Annotated in this window: 29 protein-coding genes and 1 pseudogene; 3 read left to right on the top strand and 27 right to left on the bottom strand. The window is 46.3% G+C overall.

Annotated elements, in window-relative coordinates:
• Positions 1-135 precede the first annotated feature (135 nt).
• The 4 genes from QWY22_RS07195 to QWY22_RS07180 all read right to left on the bottom strand — a co-directional run bounded on the left by QWY22_RS07195 (position 136) and on the right by QWY22_RS07180 (position 2,628).
• Positions 136-609: a DUF5063 domain-containing protein gene (locus QWY22_RS07195; protein WP_300983747.1), complete on the bottom strand. Its 474-nt coding sequence runs from the start codon at positions 607-609 to the stop codon at positions 136-138.
• Positions 610-729: 120 nt separating this feature from the next.
• Positions 730-1,032 (bottom strand): hypothetical protein, encoded by a 303-nt coding sequence (locus QWY22_RS07190; RefSeq protein ID WP_300983746.1) that lies wholly within the window; start codon positions 1,030-1,032, stop codon positions 730-732.
• A gap of 152 nt (positions 1,033-1,184) precedes the next feature.
• Positions 1,185-2,072: a DMT family transporter gene (locus tag QWY22_RS07185; RefSeq protein WP_300983745.1), complete on the bottom strand. Its 888-nt coding sequence runs from the start codon at positions 2,070-2,072 to the stop codon at positions 1,185-1,187.
• Positions 2,073-2,118: 46 nt separating this feature from the next.
• A complete protein-coding gene (locus tag QWY22_RS07180) occupies positions 2,119-2,628 on the bottom strand; it encodes a GNAT family N-acetyltransferase (protein WP_300983744.1) in 510 nt (169 codons plus the stop codon).
• A 148-nt stretch (positions 2,629-2,776) separates the two neighbouring features.
• On the opposite strand from QWY22_RS07180, the gene QWY22_RS07175 reads away from it, so the two are divergent.
• Positions 2,777-3,967 (top strand): MFS transporter, encoded by a 1,191-nt coding sequence (locus QWY22_RS07175; RefSeq protein ID WP_300983743.1) that lies wholly within the window; start codon positions 2,777-2,779, stop codon positions 3,965-3,967.
• On the opposite strand, the pseudogene QWY22_RS07170 reads toward QWY22_RS07175, so the two are convergent.
• The 9 genes and pseudogenes from QWY22_RS07170 to QWY22_RS07130 form a co-directional block, all read right to left on the bottom strand.
• Positions 3,964-4,640 (bottom strand): annotated as a pseudogene (locus tag QWY22_RS07170) (class I SAM-dependent methyltransferase). The gene QWY22_RS07175 and the pseudogene QWY22_RS07170 overlap by 4 nt on opposite strands.
• A 62-nt stretch (positions 4,641-4,702) precedes the next feature.
• Positions 4,703-5,296 carry a nucleotidyltransferase domain-containing protein gene (locus tag QWY22_RS07165; RefSeq protein ID WP_300983742.1) on the bottom strand — a complete coding sequence of 198 codons (594 nt, stop codon included), beginning with the start codon at positions 5,294-5,296 and terminating at the stop codon, positions 4,703-4,705.
• Positions 5,293-5,814, bottom strand: a complete 522-nt coding sequence (locus QWY22_RS07160) for an NUDIX hydrolase (RefSeq protein WP_300983741.1) — start codon at positions 5,812-5,814, stop codon at positions 5,293-5,295. The genes QWY22_RS07165 and QWY22_RS07160 overlap by 4 nt, the downstream gene beginning before the upstream one ends.
• A 26-nt stretch (positions 5,815-5,840) precedes the next feature.
• Positions 5,841-6,377 (bottom strand): GNAT family N-acetyltransferase, encoded by a 537-nt coding sequence (locus tag QWY22_RS07155; RefSeq protein WP_367281295.1) that lies wholly within the window; start codon positions 6,375-6,377, stop codon positions 5,841-5,843.
• A gap of 24 nt (positions 6,378-6,401) precedes the next feature.
• Positions 6,402-6,827 (bottom strand): NUDIX hydrolase, encoded by a 426-nt coding sequence (locus QWY22_RS07150; RefSeq protein WP_300983739.1) that lies wholly within the window; start codon positions 6,825-6,827, stop codon positions 6,402-6,404.
• Between the two features lie 46 nt (positions 6,828-6,873).
• On the bottom strand, positions 6,874-7,431 hold the full coding sequence (locus QWY22_RS07145) for an AAA family ATPase (protein ID WP_300983738.1): 558 nt from the start codon (positions 7,429-7,431) through the stop codon (positions 6,874-6,876).
• Between the two features lie 18 nt (positions 7,432-7,449).
• Positions 7,450-7,956 (bottom strand): GNAT family N-acetyltransferase, encoded by a 507-nt coding sequence (locus QWY22_RS07140; protein WP_300983737.1) that lies wholly within the window; start codon positions 7,954-7,956, stop codon positions 7,450-7,452.
• Between the two features lie 8 nt (positions 7,957-7,964).
• Positions 7,965-8,315, bottom strand: coding sequence for a DUF6176 family protein (locus QWY22_RS07135; protein WP_300984346.1), 351 nt, complete (start codon positions 8,313-8,315; stop codon positions 7,965-7,967).
• 144 nt (positions 8,316-8,459) lie between these two features.
• Positions 8,460-9,713 carry an MDR family MFS transporter gene (locus QWY22_RS07130; protein ID WP_300983736.1) on the bottom strand — a complete coding sequence of 418 codons (1,254 nt, stop codon included), beginning with the start codon at positions 9,711-9,713 and terminating at the stop codon, positions 8,460-8,462.
• 99 nt (positions 9,714-9,812) lie between these two features.
• On the opposite strand from QWY22_RS07130, the gene QWY22_RS07125 reads away from it, so the two are divergent.
• On the top strand, positions 9,813-11,471 hold the full coding sequence (locus QWY22_RS07125) for an ABC transporter substrate-binding protein (RefSeq protein WP_300983735.1): 1,659 nt from the start codon (positions 9,813-9,815) through the stop codon (positions 11,469-11,471).
• Between the two features lie 86 nt (positions 11,472-11,557).
• Positions 11,558-12,022 carry a DMP19 family protein gene (locus QWY22_RS07120; protein WP_300983733.1) on the top strand — a complete coding sequence of 155 codons (465 nt, stop codon included), beginning with the start codon at positions 11,558-11,560 and terminating at the stop codon, positions 12,020-12,022.
• A 72-nt stretch (positions 12,023-12,094) separates the two neighbouring features.
• On the opposite strand, the gene QWY22_RS07115 is transcribed toward QWY22_RS07120, so the two are convergent.
• The 14 genes from QWY22_RS07115 to QWY22_RS07050 all read right to left on the bottom strand — a co-directional run bounded on the left by QWY22_RS07115 (position 12,095) and on the right by QWY22_RS07050 (position 25,456).
• Entirely contained in the window at positions 12,095-12,694 is a 600-nt protein-coding gene (locus QWY22_RS07115) for a GNAT family N-acetyltransferase (RefSeq protein ID WP_367281294.1), read from the bottom strand.
• Positions 12,663-13,454, bottom strand: coding sequence for a nucleotidyltransferase domain-containing protein (locus tag QWY22_RS07110; RefSeq protein WP_300983732.1), 792 nt, complete (start codon positions 13,452-13,454; stop codon positions 12,663-12,665). The genes QWY22_RS07115 and QWY22_RS07110 overlap by 32 nt, the downstream gene beginning before the upstream one ends.
• Before the next feature lie 26 nt (positions 13,455-13,480).
• Entirely contained in the window at positions 13,481-14,359 is an 879-nt protein-coding gene (locus tag QWY22_RS07105) for a pentapeptide repeat-containing protein (protein WP_300983731.1), read from the bottom strand.
• Positions 14,360-14,511: 152 nt separating this feature from the next.
• Complete coding sequence (locus QWY22_RS07100; protein ID WP_300983730.1) at positions 14,512-15,126, bottom strand: histidine phosphatase family protein; 615 nt, start codon at positions 15,124-15,126, stop codon at positions 14,512-14,514.
• A 47-nt stretch (positions 15,127-15,173) separates the two neighbouring features.
• Positions 15,174-16,034 carry an alpha/beta fold hydrolase gene (locus tag QWY22_RS07095; protein ID WP_300983729.1) on the bottom strand — a complete coding sequence of 287 codons (861 nt, stop codon included), beginning with the start codon at positions 16,032-16,034 and terminating at the stop codon, positions 15,174-15,176.
• 224 nt (positions 16,035-16,258) lie between these two features.
• Complete coding sequence (locus tag QWY22_RS07090; protein ID WP_036804854.1) at positions 16,259-16,444, bottom strand: hypothetical protein; 186 nt, start codon at positions 16,442-16,444, stop codon at positions 16,259-16,261.
• Between the two features lie 76 nt (positions 16,445-16,520).
• Positions 16,521-17,444, bottom strand: coding sequence for a class I SAM-dependent methyltransferase (locus QWY22_RS07085; protein ID WP_300983728.1), 924 nt, complete (start codon positions 17,442-17,444; stop codon positions 16,521-16,523).
• Positions 17,445-17,496: 52 nt separating this feature from the next.
• Positions 17,497-18,003, bottom strand: coding sequence for a thiol peroxidase (tpx, locus tag QWY22_RS07080; protein ID WP_300983727.1), 507 nt, complete (start codon positions 18,001-18,003; stop codon positions 17,497-17,499).
• A 34-nt stretch (positions 18,004-18,037) separates the two neighbouring features.
• A complete protein-coding gene (locus QWY22_RS07075; protein ID WP_300983726.1) occupies positions 18,038-18,616 on the bottom strand; it encodes an RDD family protein in 579 nt (192 codons plus the stop codon).
• Positions 18,617-18,631: 15 nt separating this feature from the next.
• The gene (gene sppA / locus QWY22_RS07070) at positions 18,632-19,645 is read right to left on the bottom strand and encodes a signal peptide peptidase SppA (RefSeq protein WP_300983725.1); all 1,014 of its coding nucleotides are present in this window, start codon (positions 19,643-19,645) and stop codon (positions 18,632-18,634) included.
• Positions 19,646-19,723: 78 nt separating this feature from the next.
• Entirely contained in the window at positions 19,724-20,641 is a 918-nt protein-coding gene (rarD, locus tag QWY22_RS07065) for an EamA family transporter RarD (RefSeq protein ID WP_300983723.1), read from the bottom strand.
• Positions 20,642-21,366: 725 nt separating this feature from the next.
• Entirely contained in the window at positions 21,367-22,941 is a 1,575-nt protein-coding gene (gene mbcS, locus QWY22_RS07060) for an acyl-CoA synthetase MbcS (protein WP_300983721.1), read from the bottom strand.
• Positions 22,942-23,127: 186 nt separating this feature from the next.
• Positions 23,128-24,330, bottom strand: coding sequence for a tRNA uracil 4-sulfurtransferase ThiI (gene thiI / locus QWY22_RS07055; RefSeq protein ID WP_300983719.1), 1,203 nt, complete (start codon positions 24,328-24,330; stop codon positions 23,128-23,130).
• A gap of 28 nt (positions 24,331-24,358) precedes the next feature.
• Positions 24,359-25,456 carry a cysteine desulfurase family protein gene (locus QWY22_RS07050; RefSeq protein ID WP_300983717.1) on the bottom strand — a complete coding sequence of 366 codons (1,098 nt, stop codon included), beginning with the start codon at positions 25,454-25,456 and terminating at the stop codon, positions 24,359-24,361.
• Positions 25,457-25,462 lie beyond the last annotated feature (6 nt).

Below are 25,462 nucleotides of genomic sequence, written 5' to 3'. Positions count from 1 at the left end.
CCATCTACATTTATATACGCCTATTTAATCATTTATAAACCTACATATTACTATTTTTTTATAATTTCATTTCCACAATCTTTCAATTAAAAAATCCAACCTTTCAAGTTGGACTCAGGTTATCATATGAGTGTTTCATAAGTAATTCACGGAATGCAAGGCTCGGATGGCGCTGGCTGCATGGGTACCCCAATGAATCTCAAAATTGTATTTCCATTCTGCAATCGCTTCCGCATGGTTTCCCTGTTCATACAAAATCAATCCGCGTTTTACGTCGCTATAGATGTCCAGCACATCGTCCGTCAACGTTTCATTTAACGGTTCTTCCATTATTTCTTCTAAGTCTTCGTCGGAGTGATAAGGGTCGTACCCTCCCCAATACACATTGTGTGTACCAAAATCAACTTGCGGGAGCTGGAAATCAATATCAAAAGAATCGTCTTTTCCCGGTTCGGTTTCCGGCAGATACAGCGCCTTTGCGTACAGTTCTGTCACTGCTGCGTGCAGTTGCTTGAATTTCTCAATTTCCCCTAAAGAATTTAATGAGTCCATCAAATGGCAATATCTTTTTGCAGCTTGTAAAAAAACTTCTACTTCAGTAGATTCCATATCCTGTCACGTCCAGTCCTTAAGTATCGGTGGAAACATGCGCTTCTCCGTAAATTTTTCCGATTAATTTCGTCTAGATGAAATGGCTCCGCAGGGCGTTTCAACTACCCTTGCTTCCTTCTATTTTTCCATCAATTTTATGTATTCCTGTTGAACAAGCTCAGTGAACTTTTCCTGTTCTTCTTTTGATGCTAGAAGTTTTGCAAGACTCTTCGCATCTCCTATCACCTTCCGCACCTTTGAATTGTAGCGGATGATGTGGTCATATCGAAAATCTTTCCGCAGCTCTTCAAACCAGTCTTCCTGGTCCAGCCGTTCCAGATTTTTTTCAAAATCCGATGGCTTAAAGAGAAACCTTTGCAATTGGCCTCCGGCTTTGAAGAGAACTGCACTCCCTAACAACTTAAACACAAACTTGAACATAGCATGCCACCCCGTGAACTTATTATTGGCAATCTGCAACTTGCCGGCAAACCGTCTACTTGTTTACAACTTGAAGTACCAGCTGATTTAGAAACTGGGTTTCATTTGGTCAATAAATGGTTTTCTAAATTCTAGTATTCTCGTTTTGCGCATTAAATTCCTTCTTTGAGAACCGCTGCTGCCCGTTTGTCCGGCCAGTTCACCAAAAAGATGCTGGCAAAGATCATGGCACCTCCTGCAAGCAGTTTCAAGCCAATATCTTCGCCGAGCAACAGCCATCCCGAAAGGATGCCGAAAAACGGCGCAAGGAACAGAAAGGCACTGACTTTCCCAGGATTGCCGTTTTGCAGCAGGAAAAACCAGATAGCAAATTGCACAATGGACGCCGGGACGGCAAGCCAGAGCACGATGAAGATCGAAGTCGGATTGATCACGAGCCGGGCATCTTCCAAGAGAAAGCTTCCGATCAGCAAAAGCAAGCCGCCAAAAAGCATTTGATAGGCGGTCAACACCCAAATATCAAAGCGCTGTCCCCATTGCTTGATCAGCAGCGTGGCAATTGCCCAAAAAACCGCACTGCAAAATCCGAGAAGCGTACCGATTTCTGCCTGCAGCTGTCCGCCCATCGTGACAAATACACCGATAAATCCTAGAATCACACCGCACCATTGGACAAGCCGGTAGCGCATGCCAAGCGCCAGTGTTCCAAAGACCACCACCAAAAGCGGATTCATAAACGTCAAGATGGCGGATTCCCCGGCAGTGATGGTGCGGAGGCTCAAAAAGATGGCTCCCATGACGCCGGCAGTTTGGAAAGAACCGATGCACACAATTTTCAGCCAGTCTTGCAGTTTTTTCGGATGCGGCCGCTGGAGCATCCAGACGATCGTCCCCATCAATAAACCAGCCAGCGTAAAACGCATTCCAACCAACAGCAAGGGCGAAACATGAACCATTCCCATCTTGCCTACCGCAAAAGATGATCCCATTAAACTGGTCGTCAAAATGACCAATAGCGCAAAAGCCCATTTATTGTTCAAATTTACAACTCCCTTTAGCATTTCCACTTTTTTGCGTCTGCTATTCTCATAGTTTCCGCCAATACCTTAGCGAAATCACCTTATCATCAGCGTTTGAACGGTAAACCGGCCGTTCACTGCGGCATATAAATTCGCGCGCTTCGTAAAACGGGATGCCTTTTTCATTTCCTTTTGCGACCGATACCCATTGTTCCTGCGCTCCGAATTCTTCTTTCTGCTGACGGGTAATGGCCTCCAGCAGCTTTGTTCCAATGCCTTCTCCCAGCCTATCAGGGTCCAGGTATAGGACGAAAATTTCCGCCGCTTTTTCAGAAATCATTCCGCCGCCGCCTGCTCCGACTACTTCTCCATTGTCGAGGGCAACAAAATATCCGCCCCATTCCCTGCTGCTGCTTTCCGCTTCTTCCAAGATCCGCTGCTCGTTATAAAATTCTTTAATCACTGCGTTGATATATTCGGCTGAATACATCTCGTCGTAGGTCGCCCAATACCCTTCGGTACAGACGCGAGCAATCCCTTTCACATGTTCGGGCTGTGCTTTTTGAATAAAAACCATCAAATGCCTCCTTTTGGAGAAATGCAACTGTTAGTTGGTGAATTTTTTAGGTGTGAAATTTTCTGATTATTGTTTATGATTTTATTATAACTGATATTGTTTAGCAAAATGAACTTCTGCACGGCGAGCAGAAAAGGAGGGGGATTGAATGATCACGCGGAGAACGGTCCTTTTTCTTGGTTTATCCCAGCTGATCTGCTGGGGAATTTCTTATTATTTGATTGCCGCTTTCGGGGAAGTAATTGCAGATGACCTAGGATGGAGCAGCACTTTGGTATATGGAGGTTTTTCTGCCACTTTGGCCGTCATGGGCCTCACTTCCCCGTTGACGGGGAAATTGATTGACCAGTACAGCGGCCGCTTTGTCATGTCTGCAGGGTCTCTTCTTTTAGCGATTGGCTGTGCCGGAATCGCTTTGTCGCAGTCCGTTTTGGCATATTACATTTCATGGATTGTTCTGGGTTTCGCCATGCGCCTCAGCTTGTACGATGCGGCTTTTGCGACATTGGTCCGCATTGCCGGGTCCGGTGCGAAACGATCCATTTCCCAGATTACGCTTCTTGGCGGACTGGCTTCCACTGTTTTTTGGCCCATCGGCTTTTTCCTTTCCGAATCTTTCGGCTGGAGGGCAGCTCTACTGGTTTATGCCGGATTTGCATTGCTGACGCTTCCGCTGCATCTGGCCATTCCAAAAGAACGGTTTGAAGAAAACGGCACGGTGGTGGAGCAAAAATCCGCTGCTTTTGAAAAACTGAATTTAATGGGCCGCGAACGTATTTATGCCGGCAGCCTTTATGCACTCATCTTTACGCTTCTTAACTTTTTGAACTCCGCCATGTCGGCGCATATGATTGCCATATTGTCCGGGCTTGGCCTTGCAGCAGCTGTTTCGGTCTGGATTTCCACACTGCGCGGAATCGGGCAGTCGCTGGCACGGGTAGGGGAAATCTTATTTGGCGGCCGTCTGCATCCGTTCAAGCTGACCATCCTTGCTTCTTCCCTGCTGCCGCTTTGCTTTGCCATCGGCTTGTTCAGCGGTAAGTTTCTTGCAACAGCGTTCATTTTTGCTTTTCTATACGGCGCAGGCAATGGCTTGATGACCATTACCCGCGGCTCTCTTCCGCTCGTCTTGTTCGACAACCGGACTTACGGTGCTTTCGTTGGAAAACTTCTGGTGCCGAGTTTCCTCTTATCCGCCATCGCGCCGGTTTTCTATACCGTCATCATCGAGCAATATGGGGAACAAGCCACACTCCTCTTTTCTGTCGCTTTGGCGTTTGTTGTTTTTGCGGCCACTTTGTGGTTGAAAAGAAGGTATACATATACCGAAGCGGCTTAAATCCTCGGTTCCAGCTTTTGAAACAAAGCGGTCCATAAACCGGATACGCCAAACACGTTGTCCGTTTTCGCAGCGTCTTTCATTCGGCAAATCTCAATTTCTTCAAACTCAGAAAAAATCTTTCGCAGCCGCTGTTCCGTAAACCCGAGTCCGCCTCCCAGGCTTTTTTTCCGGTAGACTTCCCAATCAGACATGCCGGACCCTCCAAGCTTTCCTTCCTGTACAAAACAGGTAAGGGCAAAAAATCCGCCTGGCTTCAGCGCTCGTTTGACCAAGTTGATATAGTCAAGTCGACGGTGCGGGGCAATATGGTGAAAACACCCTGAATCATACACCAAATCATAGGTGGCTTCTTCAACTTGAAGCATAAAGATGTCTTCGAGAATATAGTTCACTTCTATCCCACATTTTTTGTCCGTTCCATCGCCCAATCGATTGATTGCTCCGATACGTCCACTGCGTCTACAGAACAGCCTTTTTCCGCAAGAAATATAGCATTTCTGCCAGGGCCGCAGCCTAATTCCAAAACCTTTTGCGGTTTGACCATTGCTGCATCAAAATAGCGGACCAAATTTTCATCCGGCTTATTCACGAAAAAAGGAATGTTTTTTTCCCGGTCCTTGTAAAAACTATTCCAAAAAGGAGCCGGTTCCCGTAGCAACGAATCGAGCATCACGAGCAAGTCTTCTTGATTGTTGATTTCTTCTGCCACACATATTCCTTCTTTCGATTGAGTTATTTTAACGAAGAATATATCAACCTGCTGATCCACGGAGAATCGGGATGGTGTTTCGCTAATGCCTTCAAAAGCCAAGCTTTTTGCTTGTCATCCATAAAAAGCAATGCTATCGAGAAATCATGATGGTCTTTATCCCGTTCTTCTTTCGCTTTATACAAGAGCTGCAGTTCTGGAGCAATGTACTTTCTTCCAATTGGATCTGTACGAATGGCCTCATGGATGGACATCTTTATATCCCTATCTCGCCTAAAAATGATTTCGCCATCCTGTTTATCCGTCAGCAACACTTCGACGAACTCTTCGTTTTTAGTTAGATGAAGCCCATAACGGGGCGGACGGATGTCTTCAATTGAAAGGACTGGTTCCAGCCTGCTCTCTTTTGGGATGGCCACTTCGATCTGCCAAACCGAAAAATGCGCCAGTAGTTCTTTGGCATGTTCCCTAAAAACACAGATATCCATATCTCCGTGGTTTCGAGACACTTTGCCGACTTCAAGGTCAATGGCCCAGCCTCCTCCAATGAACCAAGGATACGTAAAACCGTCCATGATCCGATTGACACTGTCCAATTGCGGATGACTAGTAATCAATAGAAGTTCACTCCTTCGACGCCATCTTCTAAACGACATGCCGCATCCAAAATTTCCTGATAAAAATCCTGCCATCCCCCGTGGTAATACCTGCTAATTTCCTGAGGTGTAATGAATTTCCTTTCGACTGATTCGAATTCTGCTCTAAACGGGTGCAGCTCTTCAATATCCATCCGGTAATAGACTTGATAGCCCACTTTAGGATAAGGACTGTTTTCATCCCATTTCGGATTTTCTTCGTGGTCCACAACAACTCTGCCCAGCAACTGACAGTTCCCTGACACATATCCTTCTTCCAGCGCTTCCCGTTGAAAGCACTCCATCGGTGTTTCGCTGCCTTCAATATGCCCACCCGGAAAATCCCAGCCGCGGTGTTTCAGCTTTACGAGCAATAGCCGGTTCTGAAAGAAGCAAAATCCATGGACGCTCGTGATCAATTCCCGCGGCGGCAAATCGCTCCCTTGTTCCCATGCCAATTCCACTTTTCCGCTGCCCCAGTTTACATATGTTTTCGCCACTCGAAATCCCCATTTCGGTTTACCTGTTATCTTTTGTATTCCATCAACCAGCAGTCTTTCATTTCGCCTTCGTGAAGTTCATGTGCCGGCAGGAATTTCACTTTCTGGAATCCGCATTTCTCGTAACAGGCAATGGCCCGTTCGTTCGAGACCTGTGGATCCATGACAAGAACATCCGCCTGTTTTTCGCTCAGCAAATATTTCTTCATCAATTCCACAAGCTCAGTTCCAAGCCCTCGATTCCAGTAATCCGGTTCTCCAATGAATTGGTCCGTGCCGTAAATGACTTCATCGGGATTCCAATAACCGTATGCCATCCGCTCTTCTTCAAGGACTGGATAAAATTGAATATACCCAATGGGTGTTCCTTCGTATTCCACGAGGCATCTTGTCGTTTCATCTTTCCGCTCAAAGTAATGTTGGTTCACTCTTTTCAAATCATGTGGATTGTCGCACCCTTCGAAGTACTTCAATACTTCCGGATCACTCAGCCATTTAACCAACGCCTCTTTATCGCTGTCTTCCAGCTTCCGGATTGTCATTTTTTCGTCATGAAATAACATCATGCCCACCTCTTTTATCAGTAGTTAACGCTTCTGGATGACTTGCCCTCTTAATATATATGGAACTGAACGGTTGGCCCTAACCTGTTCTTCGGCTTTCTCCGGAATATATAAATATTGGACCGCTTCTTGGATCGGCATCCATTTTACTTCTTCGATTTCTTCCGGAAAAGCAATCGTGATTTCTCCGCCAAGAACCTGTCCTTCGAAAATGAAGAACACGGCATGGTGCCCTCTTTCGTCGAAGAAATCTTCACTGACCGAAAAAAGGCCGCCGATTGAGACATCGAGCCCGGTTTCTTCTTTCGCTTCACGAATGGCTGCTTCCTGCAAAGTTTCACCCGCTTCAACTGCACCGCCTGGAAGCGTATAGTAAGATCCTTTGTCTCCGTAGTTTTTGACCATTAACAATTTTTCTCCGCTGTCATCCCGCAGCATGACATACGACATCTATTCTTTTCATGGGAATCTCCTTACTCATTTGTCATCGTTCCGCTCAAAAACCAAACCTCTCTCGAATCAATTTCGCCACTTCATCCGGTTTCAAATCCGTATTGTTTATCCGAATATAATTCTCCCGTTCAATTTCTCCCTCGACTGAATTCAGGCGAAGCGTCTCCATCGATGCCCTCAATTCGCGTTCCGATTCTGCAACGTTCCGCTTAGTCGGCTTTTGTTCAAGCCGGCTAGCTTCTTTATTGCGCTCGACCCGGGTTTCCAACTCCGCTTCCAATTCAACAAAATAGACTTCATTACCCGCAGACTCAAAAATTTCACAAACCCGTTGAACAAAGTCCCAGTCCTCTTTCATGTTGAACGCCCATACATATGTAAATACGATTCCCTTTGCTTCGCTGACCGCTAATGTTTTGAACATCTCCGTACGGATCAGATCCGACAACCGGAACATTTCTTTGCTGAAGCCAAAAAAGGGATGCAGCAGTTCAATGGTCATATGGTTGTGGAACAGCTTAAAGCCGGTTGATTTTTCTAGTTCTTGCCCTATCGTCATTTTTCCTACTGCTTGCGGTCCGAATAATATGATGAATTTCATAGCTGCTCCTTCTAACCCTTATTCGCTCAATATTCTGGCCATATAATACTCATTGACATATTCACCTTTTATGTACAGGGAATCCTTTTTGATGCCTTCGATTTCATAACCCATCTTTTGATAGAGTGCAACTGCCGCCTCATTATGTTCAATCACCGTGAGCTCGATTCGGCGAAGGTTTTTCTCTCTTGCCCATAGTTCCAGCGCTTTAAAAAGCTGCGCCCCGATTCCTTTTCCGCGCTGCCCTTCCCGAATGCCGATGGCTACATATACAGTATGCCGCTTTCTCATCAGCGCATCTCCGATGACAAAAAGGTAGCCATGCAAGGAACTTCCTTCTTCCGCTATAAAGATAACCGAGTGTGCATCCATCCCTTGGAGCCTCTTTTCCAATTGCTCGGGCTTGGTTTTTCTTTCTCCCGGTTCAAAAAGCATCAATCCCGAATCTTCTACTTCTTTTATTAACTCAACCAGCTTCTCTGCATCCGCTGGTACTGCTTTTCGTATATGAATGTCTGTCTCCATCGGCAAGGTCATCCCCGTTTCATTTCCGCTTGAATGCTTTCCTGGATCATCACAGCTTCTGGCTTTAAATCCACCGGCAGGTATTCTTCATCGATGCACGCTTCCCAAAATGCCAAGTGCTGTTTATCGATTTCATGATGAAAATCTGTGACTTCGCTTCCGCCTTCTCCTTGAACGGAATACCAATAGAGAAATTCACTGTCTTCCTGCACTTCTCTGAATATCGTTTCGACATACATTTTTTCATCGTTCAAGGTCAGCAAAACTTCTTCCATATGCTCATTCAAAAAGGCCATCCATTCGTCCACTTTTTTAGACTGTCCAGCTTTTACTTTGAATCTGCTTAACTCCACTTTGATTGCCATAGTTCGCTCCCCCAGTCATTGTCTCTATCCTTAATTATACCTAAAATTCCCAAATACAGATAGAACAATTAGAATGTTTTGTGAAATTAACCTACAATAAAAAACTTCACCTATGTCAGCAACATAAGTGAAGGAATCTTATAGAACCGCTTCCGTCGTTTCTGTACTTTTTGTGGATGCCCCTCTTGCAAATAAACCGGTGTACACAAGGAATGTACCAACCATTAAAATGACCCCGATGTAAACGGACATCATTGTCGGAACGAGATAAGCACCGATGATAATTGTGGAACGTGCAACCAAATCCGCTCCGCTGAATGAAATATTGGAAAAGGCGGAATAAGAACCTCGTTTATCGGCCGGAATCATATTGGCCTGTTCGGCATTCCGGACCGGCGAGTAAATCAATTCTCCGAGCGTCGCAATCATATTAAAGAGAATCAAAATGTACCAAGTATCCGCCGAGGTGACGATGATATAGCCGATGCTGTAAACAATCAGCCCGGTGAGCAGCACTTTTTGTTTGGTGAAACGGTCTGTGATCCTGCTGACCAGGAACGTGAAGAACACGACAAACAGCATGTTCTGGATATTGAGCAAACTCAGCATCCGGACGCCTGCAATGTCAAAGTTCCCTAAGCTCACCGTTTCAAATGTTTCGGCAAGTCGAACACCGATATAGCTGTTCAGGGAAAATTCAGCTGCAAAAATAAACATCGACCCGACGACCACTTTAACAAAAGGCAAATCTTGAAAAGCCACTTTGTAGTTTTGAAATACATCAATCAGTACGTTTTGATGCTGCTTTTTCAACACGCTTGTCTGTTCATCGATCAGCCAAATCTGATAAGCAATCGGCAAGCTGATAGATGTCACACTCAGCAGCACAAATAATTCAATCTGGTGGTTGACGTATAACAAACCGCCGAGCGCTGCACCGATGGCCATCGATAAATTCGTCAGCCAGTATTCAATTGTATATACCGCTTTGCGGTTTTCCGGTGTAGTGGAGTCGATGATGAGGGCGTGCATTGCCGGCCTTCCCAGACTACTTGAGATGATGAATCCGATATAGGATGCTGCAAACAGCCAGATCAAATTATCTGCTGGCACCAAACTGATGGTCATGCTTGCAAACGCCAAAGCGCTGATTGCCGAGGTTCCGACCACAACCCCTTTTCGCGGAAAGCGGTCTGAAATATAGCCGCCGATTAAATTAATGAAAAAACTGATGATGACAGTTCCTACTAAAAACAATCCTGCCCATACTTTTCCCATTTCCATTGCAAAGAACAAAGCCATAAACGGCATGACCGCCGACCCTACGGCACGGTTGAAAAATGATGTAATCAACCGGACTTTGATATTTTGTGGATAGTCTTTCCAGCTCATATTGTCAACCTCCTTTGTCTTATGTATATTAAACTAGACGAATAGATTGAAAAATGGACATTTTCAAAAGATATGTCCCCTTTTATGGAGGAAACACATATGGATAATAATTTACTGGTGCTTTGGCATACCGTGCCGTCCGGGAAAATAAAAAAAGATAAGCTTGTGAAGTTGCTGGATGTCAGCGCCAAACAAGCTTCCCGCTACATCCGGAAGTGGACGCAGGAAGGCTGGTTCACTTATACGGCCGGCCGTGGACGGGGCAATTCTTCCGAGCTGCACTGGCTAAAAGACGTAGAGCGGCTGTTTGAGGAGCAGCTGATGGACATTATTGAACAGGAACCGGTGGAAACCAGCAGCAAGTATTTGCTGTTTGACTGGTCCGAAGAAGTGAAAATACGCTTAATAGAACGGTTCCGCAATAAATTTGGCTATACCCAAAACCAGGGGGATGTCGACAAATTGATCATCCCGCGCCGCCACCAGCTCATGACAATGAATCCCTTGGAGACAGCAGATGTCCATAGCGCCAATTTTGTCGCTACGGTTTTCAACCGCCTCGTATCCGTAGACAGCAAAGGGAAGGTTTCGCCCGAAATTGCGCACAGTTGGGACCTTTCACCGACGAAGCTTCGCCTGTATTTGAAAAAAGGAATTAAGTTCCATGACGGTTCTTTACTGACCGCTGATGATGTCGCCGAATGCCTGAACCGCATCCGTTCCCACGAAAATTCCCGGGAATTGTGGGAGCCCGTCAAAAGAATCACGGTGCCTGCTCCACTTGTCATCGACTTCGATTTTCCGGAAGGCTGCAGTTACTGTCTGCAGATGCTCGGCATGATCAACTCGAGCATCTTCAAAGAAAGCCAAGGACAGCTATACGGAACCGGCAGTTTTTGCCTCGACAACAGCCATGAACTAAAAACCGTTCTGGTGGCATTCAAGGATTATTTCAGCGAGCGCCCGCTTCTTGACGCAATCGAATTTGTGCAGGTGCCCGAAGACTTTGATTTTGCTTACCGGACGTCCCAGCCAAAAGAAGCGGAAGAAACGTTTCTGGTGGAAAGCGATTCAGGAGTCGGAATCATCGTCATGAATGCCTTCCGCGACTCGGCGATTCAGCGCCAGGAAGTCCGTGATTATCTTCATGCCATTATCCGGAAGCACCGCTATTCCATCAGCGAAGCAGATTCCCGCATCCTTCCGAATGAGGAAGGCATGCTGATCGGGCAGAACCAGCAATACCGCTTTGCGACTGCCGAACGTCCGCTGTTTGAAGAACCTTTGATCATCAAAACCACCAGTTACCTGAAAAACGTATCGGACTGGCTCCAGGCGATATTCGAGCAGGAAGGAATACCGGCAGAGGTTCGTGTTCTGCCGTTTCACGAATACCTGGTGGATAACGGCAAAGACCAGCAAGCGGATCTCTATATCCACGGCGAAGTATTCGAGATGAACCAGGATTTTTCTTTCTTTTATTTCCTGTCCAACGGCTTATCCCCGTTTGCCAGCTTGATCGATCGTGATCCGGAGCTAACGCAATTGCTCGGGCAATATCGGCATACTCCTTTTGAAGAATGGACAATGCTGAATCGTCAAATTGAAAAATCCTTGGTGGAATCTTCTATTTTGATTCCGCTCTATTATGCCAAGCGCCAGATCCCGTTTTCGTCGGAATTGATGAACATCAAATTGTCCCATTTCGGCTATGTCGATTTCAGCAAGCTGTGGGTGCGGCCAAACCTGGACTGTTGAGGGATTAACCAATAAAGAGGGATTCCGCACTAAGGCGTGGAAAACAAAAGATTCCACTGAAATTATAGATTGAAAGGAGCAATCCCTTGAAAAAGCAAATAAAGAAAAGTGAATTAAAAGATCGGTCGGATATTTGGAACGCAGTCATATTTGAAATCACTAGCCACGATTTTCCTGTTGAAGAGGCTTTGCTGAACGAATGCAATTTGGTTTTCCAGTACTATTCCGAGATCGAAAGCGGCGGCCATGAAATCTTGCTCAATTGGACCCAGCAGTACATTCGGGAAGTTGGAATTGCCCATTACTTGAGCGAGTTAACCGCTGCCTTGGAAAAAATCGGTGCAACGGATTACGCCCAAATCGAGAAGACCTACGGTGAAAAGCTATGGCGCCTGTTTACCGCTCTTGAGAACGAAGAAATTGAAGAACAAGCGTTTTATGAAGTGGTTGAAAAAGCCGATGAAGAATACTATGCCTTGGACGGCAAGCTGGAGCAGCTTTTGGAATCGTATTTTGTAGATATCCATATGGAACTGTTTGAAGTCATTTGATCAACTTAAATTGCTGCAAAATGAAAAACCAGTTCGGCTTTTAAGCTGAACTGATTTTTCATTTTGCAGATTTTATCCTTCCCAAATATAGTGCACAAACTTCACTTGCTCACCGTTGAAATCGATTTCTTCATCCATTTCTTCCACTTGGCTAAAACCGCTTTTTTCCAATACTTTCTGGGACGCTTGGTTCGTTTCGACAGTCTTGGCTTGGATCTGCCGAATATTTAAATCCGGCGCAGCTTTAAGCAATAGCTGTACAGCTTGGCTGGCAATCCCTTGGCCTATGTAATTCTGCCCCACCCGGTATCCAAGATGGCCCGTTTCATTGTTCTTATCAATATCAATTAAATTGACGCGCCCAACAATAGAACCCTCTTCGTTCTTCATTAAATAAAAAACTGCATCCCCAGTACCTTGTTCAGTCAGTAAATTCAGATGAAGTTGTTCAAACACTTCCTGCTTATAGTAAGCGTCCCCTCGGCCAGGAACTGTTTTCTCAAAGAAGCTTCGGTTTTTCATTTCGAATTGACGTAATGCTTCAGAATCAGCCGCTTGCAATTTCTCCAGTTTAATCTGCATGATGCCACTTCCCGGTTCTTCATAATAAGTATATTGTAAACTCAAACATTTTCTGCTGTCAGGAGCCTTTGTTGGCTTCTTCTCTTGCATGAAGCTTTACCATTTTCCCGAGCAAAGGTTCGATCTGTTCGGGTTCTCTGACCCTTTCTAGCATCCATCCCATCTCTTCTTCCACCAGGCTGCTGATTTGTGCAGCTGCCTCTGAATGAGAAGTTGCTGTCATGCAATTAAAGATGTCTTCCACTTTTCCTAACACGGTCTCTGGCAATGAATCACTCAAGGCTTTTAATCCTAGACGTGCCCGGTGCGGTGCGTATTTATAAAGAAGTCCTCTCGCAAAATGATCCATGACGCTCGATAGCATTTTCACCGACCAAATATCATTGCCGCGGGCTGCGGCTTTTTTATATTGAAACAAGAACCACGCTACGTCCATGACATCGTCACGGTATTCAGTTTCCGTCAGTTCCAGGCTTTGGGTATCTTTGAATTTCTCCATCAAGCCTTCCGGATCGTACAATACACTGAAGTAATCTTTTTCCGTGAATGTCTCCGGAGTTACGGTAAACAAATCAATGTGCAAAAGATTATCAAACACCGCAATGATTTGCGGCGCGATAATGAAAATATCGTCTTGGAAGAGTATTGGCCGGTATGCCTGCAAATGATGCACCCGGTTTTCCAAAAAACGTTTTTCGTTTTCTTCGTCCACTAGACAGTACAAATCAACATCTGAATGCTCATCATGCTCATTTCTGCCCATCGATCCTTTTAAGTACACTGCCAGGACCAAGGGATCTTTTTTTAAACTGCTGCAGATCTTCTGGACTGCATTTTCCTGTGGCAACATAAACTCTCCTGCTTTCACTAATTATATTAGAAAATTCTTGGCTTCTTCGCCCAATAAGCCGGACGGGCAATGCTGCTCGGCAACTTTGTAAGGCAGTCGCCAATTGCAGCATTGACCTGGACTTGCGTCAAATAAAGGCTCGTCGATAAATCGGCGCCGCTGATGTCCGCATCCCGGAAATCTGCGCCAATCACATCTGCTGTCCGCATATCGCTTTGGCGCAGATTGGCAGCAATGAAATAAGCACCTCTAAAATCAACGCCTTTCAAGTCAGCCCCTTTTAAATCCGCCCCCATCAAGTCAGCATTGCGGCGGTTCATCGCTTTGCTTTTTCGCCCTTTATGCCGTTTTATGTCTGCAGCTCTGACTGCCTCACTCACTTTCACCAATAATTTATTCACTTGTGCGCGGTGAGCAGGTACATCCAACATTTTCAGTTTTTCCGGCTCCAACAAGGTCAATTGTTCTGTTTTGCTTAATAAGTCAGCCAGCTCTTTTTTCAGAAGCGGCGCAGCTTCCTCTTTCATCGCATCAGCCAAATACCACATCATCTCGTGCAGCTGCGTCATAATCGGGAACACAACAAACATTTCTTTAGCCGTATCGGCATCACTCCGCCAGTCTTTGCCTTGAAATGTCACTTGCACCACTTTCTGCCCAGAACCGTAGCAGTCAAATACCGTACATCCTTTAAAGCCGCTTCGCCGGAGATCTTCGTGGATGCCGCAGCGGAAATCGGATTGCAGGTTCGGGCACGGCATACCTGCCGCTTTATCAAAAGCAAAATCTGCAGACGCCATAAAAGACAAACCGACACAGCAAAGCGCCGCGCAATTCCCGCAGTCGGCTTTCAAGCTTTTTTGGAGAACTTCGAGTTGCTCCATTGTTTCATAGTTGTTTTCCATTCCGCTTCCCTCTCCCTGAACATCGATTCAGTGGCAGTTCGGTTAATCGTATTTTCATTATAAAGTAAAAGTGGTGCAATTGAACAAACATTTCGACAAAAGGTTCGTACAAAAAAGAGACGCCTTAACGGAAGGCGTCTCTTTTTCTGCGTTCATTTCGTTTTTTCGGCAATTTGCTCTTCCACAACTTCAGGCAAATGCTTTGTGCAATTATAGAGGGTACATTGCCATTTGCTTTCTACATTTTCTAAAATGGTGATTGATGTATTGTTTAATACAATTTTCTCAAACCGGTCCGGCAGCAAGTTCTTCAACACCAATCCAATCAGTCCGCCGTGGCTGACCATTAAAATGCGCTGGCCCGGATACTTTTCCATCGCTTCTTGTATCGCTTCAGTGCTTCTTTTGATGCCAGCTGACAAAGGTTCTCTTTGCAGATCCTGCTCGCGCCAATCTAATCCCCATCTCTCGATACGGTCCGCTTCCGTTGTGCCTTCAATCAAACCGCCGGACAGTTCACGGATGCGCGGGTCGATTTCATCGATTGGCATCTCAAGTTCCGCTGCAATCGTCTCAGCAGTCTCCCTTGCCCGGATCAAATCACTGCTGATGATGACATCCCATGGTTCTTCTTGTGCCAGGCGGCCGGCGATGGCACGGGCTTGTTCGCGTCCTGTTTCGTTCAACGGGATATCTGAACTGCCTTGTGCGATGCGCTGGATGTTCCAATCCGTGATGCCGTGTCTTACAAATCCGATTGTGGTCATGTTCCATTTCCCCTTTTAATCTATTGATTTCCATCATACTGCATTTTTTATATAACTGTCGAACGCATCATGCTTAAAAATTTCATTAGTTCCTTATCAAAAAGCTCAGCTTCTTCCAGGAATGGATAATGGTTGCTTTCTTCAAAAACCACTAAGCGGGCATCTGGAATGTGCTCTTTCATTTCGATGGAGTATGTAAGCGGGCACTGGACATCGTGTCTGCCGCAAAGAATCAATGCCGGTACTTTAATTAGATGGAGTTTGCGGGTCACGTCATAAATCGGCAGTTCCCGATTAAAAAAATCCATCCGTGCCGCAGACATGGATTTCGAGATTTTCCTATGAAAGTATTCGGTGTATTTCTCAGGTCGGAACAACGATAATTTGGTCCGCTCTTCCCCCAATTGCCTGCGCTTTCCATCTGGAATATCTCCCTGCTTTAACTGCTCAATCAAGTTCTGCACCTCTTCAAACTCCGGATGTTCCGAATTATAGATGCACTCTTTCGAAAACGTCGCATATTCTCTTGCTGCCGCTCCCGTTAAAATCAAATAGCTCAAGCTTTCCGAACAATATATGCCGTAAAGAATGCCGAGCATGCCTCCGGTTGAATGCCCTGCAAATCCCCATTTTTCAATTCCCAGTTCTTCCCGGATTGCTTCCAAATCAAAAATGGTTTCCAGCATGCTTAATTGATAAGGCTCAGCAGATTTTTCCGACTGTCCGGCTTCCCGCAAATTGACCAAGTAGACAGCATGGTTTTTTGTAAAAGCTTCCGCATAATAATCTCCTGTCTCGTTGAATACGGAATAATGATGCGTGACACAAAGCGGCGGCCCTTCCCCTTTTTGAAATACTTCAAAGTTTCCGCGCTGGGTTGCGATTATGGTTTGTTTCCAGTTTTCCATAGACAGGCTCCTTTTTAAAGTGGTAGAGAACTTGTTCTTCAACAGCCCGTTTATTCCCTGCACATTATGCCTTAGTTCGGAATATAGCCTTATTTTTGATTAAGTAATCATAGATTCCTCATAAACGCTCATAGAACCTCGTTAAGTGATCATTGAACCTCCACAACCGCTCAATAGCATCATCCCAAAATAAAAAACCCGACATGTAGATGTCGGGTCCGAAATTAGACGCCCATTTTCCGGCGCGTGTTGCTTACTTTTTTTGTTTGCTGGCTTTTCAGCTTTTTTGTTTCTGCTGACATGCCGCTGCCGCCTTTGTTGTTCGCAGCTTGGTTTTTCTTCGCTTCCAATTGGCGTTTTACCGCTTCCTGCAAGCTTACTTTTTTCGGAGCTTCATTTGATTCAGTCATGACCATCCCTCTTTTCTGTTTGGACTATTAATTGCGGATGCTTTAATGACTTCCATTATAACACAAAATGTCCCAATTACTGCTTATTTTCTTTAAACCACTGGCTAACCTGCGAGAAGAATTTGGCCATTGATTGGGCATTCGACATATTTGGAACGCGGGCAAGCAGCACTTCTTTCGGCGCTTTGATGCCTTCTTTTTTCTTTTGCAGCACCAGGATGCCTTTTGCAAAAGCCGAATTTTTAAAAAGGCTTTCCGGCAGTTCCATGACGGACTGAATATATGCCGTCTTCTTCAGGAAGGTATGCAATTGGCTGGCCTGCGGCGATTCGAACAGCGCTTTCGGAATGACAAAGAATAAATAGCCGCCGTCTACGGTATGTTTCAGCGCTTGTTCGATAAATAGATGATGCGCATACGACATGCCTTCTTCCGCTTTCAGCTCATACGTTCCAGCGACTTCTTCATCCGGATAATATCCGACCGGCAAATCAGCAACGACAGCGTCTACCGGGTCGATCAATAGTGGCTGCAAAGCGTCCTGCCGGTAGAACGTCACCGGCTGCTCTGTCAAATCCGAAGTTGATGCAGCCAAACGGATCAAAAGATCGTCAATTTCCACTCCAGCTCCGGTAATGCGGCCATCCAGGTAATTCATGACCGTCAACAGAAGATTCCCTGTTCCAAGCGCTGGGTCAAGCAAGGTGAACTCCTTCTCTTTCACAAACAGTTCCACCAAATAACCAACCAGGAGGCCAAGTGCATCCGGCGTCATCTGATGGTGAGGCTGGACATGTTCTTTCATGCCTTTTAACACTGCCAGCTGAATCGCTTTCCGGACGTCCTCTTTTCCGGCTTGCCCGTCAGGCTCGATATGGCCGTCCAGCCAAGTCTCTGTTGTTTCCAGCAAGCTTTCCAAATACGGCAGATCCTGCTCTTTTTGCAATTTGGAGGCATGGCCATCGATAAAATTAAATACTTTTTCCATTTCTGAATTCATTCTAATCCGTCCTCAATAAGGAAACCCACTCGGGAAGAGTGGGTTTCTAGTATTAGTTTGTTAATGCCTTAACGGCTTCAATCGCTTTGTCGTAATTCGGGTGGTCGGTGCCTTCTGGAACATATTCCACATAAGCCACTTGGTCTTTGTCGTCGATGACAAAAATCGAACGTGCCAGCAGACGCAGTTCCTGCATTGTTGTACCGTAAGCTTCTCCAAACGATAAGTCGCGGTGATCCGAAAGAAGTGTAATGCCTTTTGTACCGTTTTCTTCCGCCCAGCGCTTTTGTGCAAATGGCAGATCAGCTGAAACCGTCAGCACTTCCACATTGTCGCCAAGAGATGCCGCTTCCTGGTCAAAGCGTTTTGACTGAAGTGAACATACTCCTGTATCGAGTGAAGGCACAACGCTAATCAAACGGACTTTCCCAGCTGTATCTTCTAAAGATACGGGGCTCAAATCATTAGCAAGGACCGTGAAATTCGGTGCCTGTTCTCCTACTTGTACTTCTTTTCCGGGCAATGTTACCGGATTTTGCTTGAATGTAACTTGTACCAAAAATAACGCCTCCCTTTCCAATACCTTTATCTTACTAGAAGGTTTCAGCCTCTTGCAACTCAGACCCTTCCGAACGCTTTTTCTCGAAGACGATTTGTTTGCGATAGGTCTGTTCATGAATGACTGTCGTATCCGCGATAAAATCGTGGACCCCTTGTTTCAGCTTCGTAAAGCCGACAATCCAGTATAACGGCAGGATCGTCACGGAAATAAACCGGCCGATCCATTCACGGAACAACAATGTTCCCCAAGATAAGTGGTCTTCTTTCAACGAAACGACCCGCAGCCCCAAAATCATTTTGCCGACAGTCTGTCCGAAGAACTTCGTCATCAGGACAAAATACGCATAGAACAGCACAGCTGAAATGATGGCATATGGCGCATACCATACCGTTTCCGCCGTCTCTACGCCAATCAACAGGAAAATCGGTTTGACTAAAATGGAAGTTGCCGAAGCAATGATCAGAAGATCGATCAAATACGCCCAGAACCGTACCCAGAAACCTGCCGGCTGGCGTTCGTAAAACATCACTTCTTTATAGTTTTGCAATTCAGGGCGATCGTTTTGAATAGGTGTTGCTGCATGCGTTTCATCATTGGAATGATTCGTCATAGGTATCGCCCCTCCTTATTGTTCACCGTACATATACATCATTCGCGGTGCACTGTTGTCGGTCAAAAGTTTCGCAATCAGTTTCGATTCCATGTCGTTGCCGAACAGAGAACCTAATTTCATCGAGAACAGCGATCCAATTCCTTGGTCGGCTCCGTACTCGATGACTTGTGCACCTTTCAGGTCGTAATCCGTACGCAAAGCTGCCAGCACATCTTCTTCAAAACCGAAGTCGTCTGCCAGTTTTGCTTCGACAGCCTGGCGCCCGTTCATGATGCGCCCGTCTGCGACTTTCTTGACTTGTTCTTCAGACATGCCGCGGCCATCTTCAATCACATCTACAAATGCTTCGTACGAGTCGTCCAGCATCTCTTGAAGCAATGCTTGCTCGTCGGCTGTCATTTCACGCGTCGGGCTTCCGATATCTTTAAATGGACCCGATTTGATCGTAACGAAGTCCACGCCGTATTTCTTAGCCAGTTCCCCGTAATTGACTGTCTGCATGATCACTCCAAGCGAACCGGTCATGGTTTCACGGTTAACGAAAATCTTGTCCGCTGGAGCTGAAATGTAATAGCCCCCGGAAGCAGCTACAGCCCCCATCGATACGTAGAAAGGTTTTTTGGTTTCTTCTTGGATTTCGGTGATTTTGTCATGGATTTGCGCTGATTCCACTACTCCGCCACCCGGCGAATTGACTTTCAGCATAACCGCTTTAATGGAATCATCATTTTTCACTTGTTCCAATTGCTCCATGAACAAATCATGGTTGTAGCCGGTTCCGCCCAAAAGCGAAGCAGCTTCCCCGGTGTCCTGGATGGTCCCTTCAACATTCAACACCGCAATGCGCTTGTCAAAATCTCCGTCTTCAACGATTTGCTCGGACACGGTTGCTTCGGATACTGCCAAAAATTCATCCATGCTTGTGCCGAGTGTACTCTGGAAAATGGCAAAAGCCGAATTGATCACCAGGGAAATAACCAATATGGCCGCTGCCGCAATTAATGCGATCCATCTTTTCGTATTCATCTACTACATGACCTCCTTTTATTTCTCTCTTTATTATACGGGTAACTAATTCAAATGTTTCACATTAACTCATTCGAATTAATGCTGTGCATTTAATTTTTCTCTTCTGACGCTTCGTGCCTCCATTACTTTCGAAGTTGTAAACAATGCAAGAGCCACCCAAATGAATGAAAACGAAATCAAATCGGTCCGGTCAAAAGCTTCGCCGTACACCAATACGCCAAGCAAGAGCATTAAAGTCGGTGCAATATATTGCAAAAATCCGATCATATACATGGGAATGAGCGGTGCCCCTGTCGCAAACAATACGAGCGGCAAAGCCGTGGCTGCTCCACTAATGATCAGCAGAATATCCGTCGCTGCTCCTTCGTGCAAAAACGAAGCGCTCCCGTTCGAAAACAAATAGGCATAATAAATGAGCCCAAGCGGCAAGACAAACAAAGTTTCCAGCGCCAGGCCGCGCAGTGCATCCAGTTTGATCGTTTTTTTGATCAGGCCATAAAATGCAAAGCTAAACGCCATTCCAAATGCCATCCAAGGGAAGGTGCCGTAGGAAATGGTTAAAATTAAGACGCCAATCGCAGCCAGGGCAAATGCAACTTTTGTGGCGTTCGACAGTTTTTCTTTCAGAAAAAACACACCCAGCAGCATCGAAACTAATGGGTTGATGTAATAACCCAGACTGGTTTCCACAATCCGGTCATTTGTTACGGCAAAAATGTATAAAAACCAGTTCGCCGTTATTAAATAAGAAGCCAACATCAGACTGAAGAACGTCTTCTTCGACTGCCACAAACTTTTCACATCGGCCAGCAGCTGTTTGCCGCCGCCAATCAAAAAGATGAAAATCACTGTCAGGACAAATGCCCAAATAATGCGCGATGTCAGAATTTCATCGCTTGGTACATGATCCACTTGCTTCCAGTAAAGCGGCAAGAAGCCCCAAATCGTATAAGTTAAAATCGTAAACAGTATGCCTTTTTTCTCGTCTGCCATCGCGCTTTTTTCACCTTGCTTTCTTTATTTTGTTACTCGAAATAATATTCCTATTATATGCCCGTCTAATTTTAATGTAAACAACAGAAAAAAGCAGCCGGTTTGCACCGGCTACTTTTTAGCTTTTAGACAAAAGAATTTCTACTCACGAGAAATAAAATCACATACCTAGGGACATCCCGGATCCTCCGTTTCAGCCGGACGCGTTCCGCGGGCTCGCGCCGAACTAACTCGGAACTGGCGTCCCGAGTGGATTTCGGCACTTCGTCGCTACGCTGCCCCGCTGGAGTCGCCGGCTTTCACTTCGGATGCTTAACGTGGAGGCTACTCAAAGGTATCGCTTTTCTTCTACAACCAGATGGTTGAGCATCAATCGGATTATCGTTCACTTTCAGATGAAAGTGACACGCCCAACCGGTCCGGCCACGAAGACTCCTGTGGGAGCAGTGAAGGAGCAACGCGACGGAGCGACGAAAGCTGAAGACCCCGAAGGCAGTGAGGCCATATCTTTGCGACGAAGCTAGCGCAGCGATGCAACGCTCTTCCATGTTACGAAGCTAGCGAAGCGATGCAGAAACAGGAGCAGCGGGTTTTCAAAGCGACGAGGAGGCTGAAGCTGAGCCCACGGAAAGCGAAGTGGCCGGTCCGGTTGGTTTATGCCATCAGTAATTATTTTTTTACACTTTGTCTACAGTCTAAAAGCAGCCGGTTTGCACCGGCTGCTCTTATTTTTTCGCTTGTTCTTTTTGGCGCAATTCGACGCGCCGTATTTTTCCGGAAGCGGTTTTTGGCAGCTCTTCCACAAACTCGATCGCTCTCGGGTATTTATATGGAGCAGTCAGTTCTTTTACATGGTTTTGCAAATCTTTCACCAGCTCATCGTTAGCCTCATTGCCCGGCACCAACACGATGAAGGCTTTCACAATGGTGCCTCGGATTTCGTCCGGTGCACCGATGACCGCACATTCCTGGACCGCCGGATGCTTCACAAGCGCATCTTCCACTTCGAACGGCCCGATGGTGTAGCCGGAAGAAATGATGATGTCGTCGCCTCTTCCCTCAAACCAGAAGTACCCGTCATCGTCTTTTGACGCTTTGTCTCCGGTGACGTAGTATTCGCCCCGGAACTGCATTTTTGTCCGTTCATCGTCTTTGAAATAGCCTTTGAATAAGGCAGGCGTATCGACGTGGACCGCAATGTCTCCGACTTCTCCGGCGTTAACCGGTTTTCCGAACTCATCGATGATTTCCACCCGGTTGCCCGGCGTCGGTTTGCCCATTGAACCAATGCGGATGTCCATTCCTTTCATAACTCCTACTAGCAAAGTGTTTTCAGTCTGGCCATAACCGTCGCGGACTTCCAAGTTAAAGTGCTCTTTAAAGACGTTGATTACGTTTGCATTCAATGGTTCCCCCGCAGACACAGCACTGTGCAAAGCGTGCAAATCAAACGATGCCAGATTTTCCTGTTTCGCCATAATGCGGTATTCCGTCGGCGTACAGCACAATACATTGATCTTGCGGCGCTCCAATATTTGCAGGTACACTTCCGGATCAAACTTGCCGTTGTAGACAAAGCCGGTTGCGCCGCTTCCTAATGTAGCCAGGAACGGACTCCAGATCCATTTTTGCCATCCCGGACTCGCAGTGGCCCAGACCAAATCGCCTTCTTTTGCTCCGAGCCAATGCTCGGCAGAAGTCCGTAAGTGCGCATAGGCCCATCCGTGGCTGTGCACGGCGCCTTTGGGATTTCCAGTCGTTCCGGATGTATAAGACAAAAACGCCATATCATTGCTCTTTGTGTCGGCTGCTTCGTAAACATCTGAAGCCGCTTCCATTTCTTCTTGCAAAGAAATCCACGATTGATCGGAGTGGCCAATGACGAATTTTGTCACCCGTGCCATTTCTTCCACTTCCTTGAATTGATCCATAAACGGCTCATAAGCAATAACGGCCTTTGCATTGCTGTGGTTCAGCCGGTACGAAATGTCTTTTGCGCGCAGCATTTCGGAACTTGGAATCACAACGAGCCCCGCTTTCAATGCCCCGATGTATGCGACATATGCTTCAATTAGGCGCGGGACCATCACAAGAACAATATCTCCCTTTTTCAATCCGGCTTTTTCAAAACTGTTTGCCGCTTTGTTGGCTTTTTTGATTAATTCTTCGTATGTAACTTGCTGCTCTTCTCCTTTATCGCTTTCCCAAACAATCGCCAGTTTGCCATCGCCCGTGGCATACTTTTCAATTTCTTCAACTAAGTTGTACTTCTCAGGTGCCAGTAATTCTTCACGATTCATTATGTATTCCCCCTAGGCGTGTGATAAAGAATGATACGTTATCATTATACCGAAAAAATTTAATTATTCAAAATAATTTCTAAATATAAATTACTGAACCGGCAGTTAATAGAGATTTTATTCAAAGAAAAGACAAAAAGCCAGAGACAAATAAACGTTTGCCCCTAGCTTTTGGATTTTTCATATTTATAATAGGTTTTCAAACTTCGCTTCTTTGACACGCGGGAATTTGATGGTTTCCCGCTGGTCTGCCGCTTCCCGGATCAATTCATCGAACGACACAAAGTTCTCGTAGAACTCGACTTTTTCAAGTTTTGGTTTGGTTTTAGGATTGGCCGGCGTAAAAATGGTGCAGCAATCTTCATAGGGCCGAATGGAAATGTCGTACGTCCCGATTCTTTGGGCGGTTTCAATAATGTCCAGCTTGTCAATCGCAATCAGCGGCCGGAGCACCGGGGTATTCGTCACCGCATTGATCGCGTGCAGCGATTCCAGCGTTTGGCTGGCCACTTGGCCTAAGCTTTCACCTGTAATGATGGCTTGGCTTTTAGTCTCTGCAAGCACCAAATCCGCTACGCGCATCATCATTCTGCGCGTGGAAGTCATCGTGATATTATCCGGCACCTGCTTATGCACTTCCTGCTGAAGTTTCGTAAACGGAATGATGTGCAGCGTGACGGAAGATCCGAACTGGCTCAGCTTCTCGGCCAAATCGAAAACTTTCTCTTTTGCCCGATCATTTGTATACGGCGGACTGAAAAAATGAATCAGTTCCAGTCTGACCCCCCGCTTCAGCATATGGTATCCTGCTACCGGGCTGTCGATTCCACCGGATAGCATCAGCAAAGCTTTTCCTCCGGCGCCGACAGGCAGCCCGCCAGCCCCTTCAACAACTTCAGCCATCATATACGCCGCTTCTTCCCGGATTTCCACTTTTAGGTCGATATCTGGGTTCTTCATTTGAACAGAAAGTTCCGGAAAGCTGCGGAGCACATGCGATCCAATTTCCTGGGTGATTTCCGGTTTTTCGTGCGGAAATTCTTTGAACGGCCGTTTGACTGATACTTTAAAACTTTTGTTGTCGCGGTCCAATTTGCTGACCACTGCAATTGCCGCTCGTTTCATCGCTTCAAAGTTCAATTCTGCTTCAGTGACCGGGCTGAACGACTGAATGCCAAAGACGTTCGGCAAACGCTCCAGCACCTGTTCCATTTCGCGTTCATCGTCCGCTAGAATAAACATGCGGTCCCGTTCCGCTTTGACGCGGACCGTTTCCAGATCGGCGAACATTTGCCGTACATTATCCCGAAGCCGTCCGATAAACGAACTGCGGTTTTTCCCTTTAGTGGATAATTCCCCGTAACGGACGAGGACTTGTTTTGTTTTCATACATTTAAACTCCTTCGTTGCCTATCTCTTATTTGATCAAGCGGTAAACCCGCTCGAATGCCGTTTTCAATGCAGCAATATCTTCGGCTTGTGTGAAAGCCCCAAAGCTGATGCGGATCACGCCTTCTTTGTATCCGCGCGGTACGCCGATTGCTTCAATGACATGGCTGGTTTCTTTGCTTTTTGAGGAACAGGCGCTCGAAGTCGACACAACGACCGACTCCTGCTGCAGACCGGATACCAGCACTTCGCCTTTCATGCCTTTCACTGCCACTGCAAGAATATGGGGAGCCCCTTTTTCCGGGCTGATTATTTTAACACCGGCAAATCCGGCGAAAAATGCCCGAAGATCCCGGTTCCATTCGGCATATTCCGGTCGTGGCATGGCCAGGCGAAGCGCTTTTGCTAGAGCTACCGCTTGCGGCACAGCAACGGTTCCGCTTCTTAAGCCAAACTCCTGGCCGCCGCCGTAAAGAACCGGCAGAAGTTCCACTTGGTTGAATGCCAGAATGCCGCTGCCTTTTAAGCCATGGATTTTATGCCCCGATACAGTCAATAAATCCGGCATGGAACCGAAAGGAAGCTCCAACTTTCCAACGCTTTGAACTGCATCGACATGGAGCAATGTCCGTGTTCCGTCGAGCAGCTTTTTCACTTCAGCAATTGGATGGATTGTGCCGATTTCGTTATTGACATGCATCAAGCTTACCAAAATCGTATCGTTTCTAAGGGCGTTATTCAACTCATTCAAACCGATGGCCCCGGTTTCGTCGACCGGCAGCCGGGTAATTTCAAATCCCTGCTCCTCAAGAACGGCTAACGGCTTAAGGACTGCCGGATGCTCTGTAAGGGCGGTGATGATGTGTTTCCCCCGGTGCTGATATGCTTTTGCAGCGCCGATCAGTGCCAGATTATTGGATTCCGTGCCGCCGGATGTGAAAACCACTTGCTCCATATTCAAGATTTGCTTAATTTGCGTGCGTGCGCCTTCCAGCAAATCTTCCGCTTCGTTTCCCATCCGATGGATTGATGCCGGATTGGCGTAGAATTGCTCATTCACTTTTACGAACGTCTCAAGCACTTCTTTTCGCGGCTGGGTAGTTGCGCTGTTATCCAAGTAAATCATTTAGCC

The organism is Planococcus liqunii, assembly GCF_030413595.1.
GTDB classification, from domain to species: Bacteria; Bacillota; Bacilli; order Bacillales_A; family Planococcaceae; genus Planococcus; species Planococcus liqunii.
This window is presented reverse-complemented; position numbering and strand designations above follow the sequence as displayed.

Bases quoted from the DNA above. Each gene is read 5' to 3' on its own strand.
- QWY22_RS07115 (WP_367281294.1), bottom strand. From the start codon at position 12,694: ATGCAAGAGAAGAAGCCAACAAAGGCTCCTGACAGCAGAAAATGTTTG.
- QWY22_RS07085 (WP_300983728.1), bottom strand. From the start codon at position 17,444: ATGAATTCAGAAATGGAAAAAGTATTTAATTTTATCGATGGCCATGCC.
- QWY22_RS07125 (WP_300983735.1), top strand. From the start codon at position 9,813: ATGGATAATAATTTACTGGTGCTTTGGCATACCGTGCCGTCCGGGAAA.
- QWY22_RS07175 (WP_300983743.1), top strand. From the start codon at position 2,777: ATGATCACGCGGAGAACGGTCCTTTTTCTTGGTTTATCCCAGCTGATC.
- QWY22_RS07195 (WP_300983747.1), bottom strand. From the start codon at position 609: ATGGAATCTACTGAAGTAGAAGTTTTTTTACAAGCTGCAAAAAGATAT.
- thiI (WP_300983719.1), bottom strand. From the start codon at position 24,330: ATGAAAACAAAACAAGTCCTCGTCCGTTACGGGGAATTATCCACTAAA.
- QWY22_RS07100 (WP_300983730.1), bottom strand. From the start codon at position 15,126: ATGACCACAATCGGATTTGTAAGACACGGCATCACGGATTGGAACATC.
- QWY22_RS07110 (WP_300983732.1), bottom strand. From the start codon at position 13,454: ATGTTGCCACAGGAAAATGCAGTCCAGAAGATCTGCAGCAGTTTAAAA.
- QWY22_RS07050 (WP_300983717.1), bottom strand. From the start codon at position 25,456: ATGATTTACTTGGATAACAGCGCAACTACCCAGCCGCGAAAAGAAGTG.
- QWY22_RS07155 (WP_367281295.1), bottom strand. From the start codon at position 6,377: ATGTTATTTCATGACGAAAAAATGACAATCCGGAAGCTGGAAGACAGC.
- QWY22_RS07145 (WP_300983738.1), bottom strand. From the start codon at position 7,431: ATGAAATTCATCATATTATTCGGACCGCAAGCAGTAGGAAAAATGACG.
- QWY22_RS07140 (WP_300983737.1), bottom strand. From the start codon at position 7,956: ATGGAGACAGACATTCATATACGAAAAGCAGTACCAGCGGATGCAGAG.
- QWY22_RS07130 (WP_300983736.1), bottom strand. From the start codon at position 9,713: ATGAGCTGGAAAGACTATCCACAAAATATCAAAGTCCGGTTGATTACA.
- QWY22_RS07150 (WP_300983739.1), bottom strand. From the start codon at position 6,827: ATGTCGTATGTCATGCTGCGGGATGACAGCGGAGAAAAATTGTTAATG.
- QWY22_RS07190 (WP_300983746.1), bottom strand. From the start codon at position 1,032: ATGTTCAAGTTTGTGTTTAAGTTGTTAGGGAGTGCAGTTCTCTTCAAA.
- QWY22_RS07075 (WP_300983726.1), bottom strand. From the start codon at position 18,616: ATGACGAATCATTCCAATGATGAAACGCATGCAGCAACACCTATTCAA.
- QWY22_RS07090 (WP_036804854.1), bottom strand. From the start codon at position 16,444: ATGACTGAATCAAATGAAGCTCCGAAAAAAGTAAGCTTGCAGGAAGCG.
- QWY22_RS07105 (WP_300983731.1), bottom strand. From the start codon at position 14,359: ATGGAAAACAACTATGAAACAATGGAGCAACTCGAAGTTCTCCAAAAA.
- QWY22_RS07095 (WP_300983729.1), bottom strand. From the start codon at position 16,034: ATGGAAAACTGGAAACAAACCATAATCGCAACCCAGCGCGGAAACTTT.
- sppA (WP_300983725.1), bottom strand. From the start codon at position 19,645: ATGAATACGAAAAGATGGATCGCATTAATTGCGGCAGCGGCCATATTG.
- mbcS (WP_300983721.1), bottom strand. From the start codon at position 22,941: ATGAATCGTGAAGAATTACTGGCACCTGAGAAGTACAACTTAGTTGAA.
- QWY22_RS07180 (WP_300983744.1), bottom strand. From the start codon at position 2,628: ATGGTTTTTATTCAAAAAGCACAGCCCGAACATGTGAAAGGGATTGCT.
- rarD (WP_300983723.1), bottom strand. From the start codon at position 20,641: ATGGCAGACGAGAAAAAAGGCATACTGTTTACGATTTTAACTTATACG.